The sequence below is a fragment of the Marinibactrum halimedae genome, assembly GCF_021234875.1.
GTDB lineage: Bacteria > Pseudomonadota > Gammaproteobacteria > Pseudomonadales > Cellvibrionaceae > Marinibactrum > Marinibactrum halimedae.
In genome coordinates this window covers 1-2,775 of sequence record NZ_JAJQVM010000077.1, presented here as the reverse complement: position 1 = coordinate 2,775, position 2,775 = coordinate 1, and the positions used below count along the sequence as shown (strand labels likewise).

Sequence of the window (2,775 nt, the reverse complement as noted above, 5' to 3'; positions counted from 1 at the left end):
GGGAAAAGTCGCGTCGGGGGGTGTGACTTGTTAAAGTGTCGCTGCACTGTGCTGCGTGTTCTTTAAAGGCTTGATAGCACTGGGCTGTGTGGAAATGTAGGTATGATGTTGCGTAGGCGGACGATACGTCCAAAGTGATCCTTTGGGTTTATATGATGGGCCGAATACTTATGGGTATGTTCATCAGAGCCCTGTGAATTATATTGACCCAATGGGTCTGAGCTTAGTCACTCCAGCAGATCAAGCATTTTTAGCCGGTGTTAGAAGGCCTTACATGCCTCAGCCTAGAACCACTTACACTAGATATTCAGTTGGAATAAGCGCAACTTTAGCCGCAATTCTTGGAGTAAATGGTAATATCAGTGTTGGCATATCTATTCCTCCGTCTAATTCACCCATAGGTTGTTACCAAGTATTTTTAACTCCTCAGTTAGCTACCATGCTTGGTATAGGCGCGTTTGCTGGAGTGGGGACATCAATGTCTGCTGGTGATGCAGATGCACCTCTGCCTGTTTATTCTTCAAGCATGAATAGATATGCCCAATTAGATGCAGGTTGGGGTTTTGCTGCTGGTACGGGTGTACAAGGCTCTAAAGATGTTTCTTCTGGAGGGCTTATGGATGCATACAGGCATATAACAGACTGGGGTCATGGAGGAAACGATCCTCTTGGGGCTAGGTCTCTTGGGCCGGGGCCAAAACCTAAATTAGGTGCTGGATATGGATTATATGGAGGCATGGGTTATGCAGTTAATGCAACATTAGCAACTCCAACCTTTAGCGAATGTACTTGCCAGCAGTAGGTATGATTAATGAATAGTTATTATTCTTTTTTGTATAACTTAATAAAGTTTATTGGGGCATTAATTTTATTAGTTGCATTTATTATTTTAGGTTTTTCCATTTATGATTTAGTGTTCGGGGAAGAAAAAAATTATCCTGTTTGGACACCTTTCTTTTTGGTTTTCCTTATATTTATTGTTTTAGGGGCAATTAAAATTATAGGGAAATTTTTACGGTTTGCATCAGAAGAAAGCTAATGTAAATCCATTATGAAAAATCACTTTAAAAAAGAATCTTTGTTTATGTATTTACCTATTTTCTTAATAGTAATAGGTTTAATCGTTGGGTATCTAAAAACTCAAGGAATACTTTAGATATTATATCTAAGCACAAGGCGGACACCCCGAACCTCCGCCGCAATGCGGCTCCGGGCAGCGCTGCACTTCGTTGCGCACTGCATAGTTAATAATGCTGCTCTGTCCTATGTCATGCCGCTTGCAAATTCGCAGCGGCATTTTTATTAGCACCGTCATCACTTCCCCTTTTAGCCGCTAAAATACCCCGCAGTGGGCAAGCGTCACGCCACACTCCATAGCCCTTTGTAGCGCACCTTTTTGCTGTCGTAGTTTTTGCCAAACTCTTCATCGTAGGATTTGCTAAAAAATAGACGCTTTTCCCGAATTGCTGCTGTAGCCTTTTCGAGTTTTGCCACTCTTACATCGTAATGTCTACCGTTTTATTGTCGTTGTAGCGCACCTTTTTGCTGTCGTAGTTTTTGCCAAACTCTTCATCGTAGGATTTGCTAAAAAATAGACGTTTTTCCCGAATTGCTATCGTAGCCTTTTCGGGTTTTGCCACTCTTACATCGTAATGTCTACCGCTTTATTGTCGTAACGTGCTGGCGTAAAAAAAGGGCTTTCGCCCTTTTCCTTTTTCGTCCAACTACGATAACACTTGCTGCGTGATTAACTCTTCATGAGATCGCCAATGCGGTTGCACCAGCACATTATTCACATGCGTAATCGATACGACCCTTTTGGTTTCTCGCGCTGCTTCAATTAAACTTCCCAAACACAAGTTACGGCACAGCCGTAAATTCCCTTCACTGGAACGAATAATCAACGCCATCGCGGCCTCGTCAAACGTATTAATGCCCATTTTTACCGACTCCAGTTCTCGAACAATGTAACGTTCCATGTCTTCTTGATTCAGTGGCTTGAGCGTCGCGGAATAGGTAATACGACTTTTAATGTCTTTGTTGGTACTTAAGGATAAATAATGCAACAACGAAGGCTGGCCGAACAACACTAAGTTATGATTTTTAGGAAAGCGTTCGAACAATAATCGTAACTTACGTAACACCGAAGTGTCTAGCAGGTGGGCCTCATCAATCAGTATATACAGGGTTTTTCGTTCACGGATATGGCTGAATGCACATTCGATTAAATCGGATTCAATGTTTTTTTCTGTCGTCTCTAATTGAAAAGAATCCGCTAACTGCCAAATAATCTGCCGATAAGTATGCAAGGTTCTTGAGCAGGAGGCAACGGTATATTCACGCGCTTTATTAAACTGCTCAATATGTTCCCGTAACACGGTTTTGCCCACACCAGGCTCTCCAATCACAACAGAAAACCCGCCTTGCTGAGCGTGTATTTTAATAATGTCTAACAGGTGGTTTTGTTGGGGGAGCAATGTTAGTTTATCACGTTTAAAAGGAGCTTGAGTAATGCCCCATACCGCATTAATCATGATGGCCTCCTTGTGGTGATGGGTGTGGTGATGGGTGTGGTGATGGGCGTTTTTGTTGCGCATTAACATACAGGTTCAACGGTATCGCTTCTCCCATTCGTTGATCATTGAAATACACAATAAAACGATGGCGCTGATCCCGATCGAAACGGACTTGTATGGTTTTACCACGAAGATCAACGGGGCATTCAAACTTATGATTATTGATGGAAAACACATTGACGTTGCTGACTTTACGATT

5 protein-coding genes and 1 pseudogene are annotated in these 2,775 nt (G+C 42.3%); 2 read left to right on the top strand and 4 right to left on the bottom strand.

All coding sequences use genetic code 11. The annotated features are described in order from the left end of the window. Positions 1–130: 130 nt before the first annotated feature. Positions 131–802 (top strand): annotated as a pseudogene (locus tag LU351_RS20185) (RHS repeat-associated core domain-containing protein); the annotation flags it as partial. A gap of 9 nt (positions 803–811) precedes the next feature. Continuing rightward, on the top strand, positions 812–1,039 hold the full coding sequence (locus tag LU351_RS20180) for a hypothetical protein (RefSeq protein WP_232595888.1): 228 nt from the start codon (positions 812–814) through the stop codon (positions 1,037–1,039). 320 nt (positions 1,040–1,359) lie between these two features. Here the strand turns inward: LU351_RS20180 and LU351_RS20860 are convergent, their stop codons facing one another. The 4 genes from LU351_RS20860 to LU351_RS20165 form a co-directional block, all read right to left on the bottom strand. After that, positions 1,360–1,494, bottom strand: a complete 135-nt coding sequence (locus LU351_RS20860) for a hypothetical protein (RefSeq protein ID WP_269783557.1) — start codon at positions 1,492–1,494, stop codon at positions 1,360–1,362. Positions 1,495–1,496: 2 nt separating this feature from the next. Further along, positions 1,497–1,640 carry a hypothetical protein gene (locus LU351_RS20175; protein ID WP_232595887.1) on the bottom strand — a complete coding sequence of 48 codons (144 nt, stop codon included), beginning with the start codon at positions 1,638–1,640 and terminating at the stop codon, positions 1,497–1,499. Positions 1,641–1,724: 84 nt separating this feature from the next. Continuing rightward, positions 1,725–2,534, bottom strand: a complete 810-nt coding sequence (locus LU351_RS20170) for an ExeA family protein (RefSeq protein WP_232595886.1) — start codon at positions 2,532–2,534, stop codon at positions 1,725–1,727. Then, positions 2,527–2,775, bottom strand: a 249-nt coding sequence (locus tag LU351_RS20165) for a hypothetical protein (RefSeq protein ID WP_232595885.1), incomplete at its 5' end; no start/stop codon positions are given. The genes LU351_RS20170 and LU351_RS20165, both read right to left, overlap by 8 nt.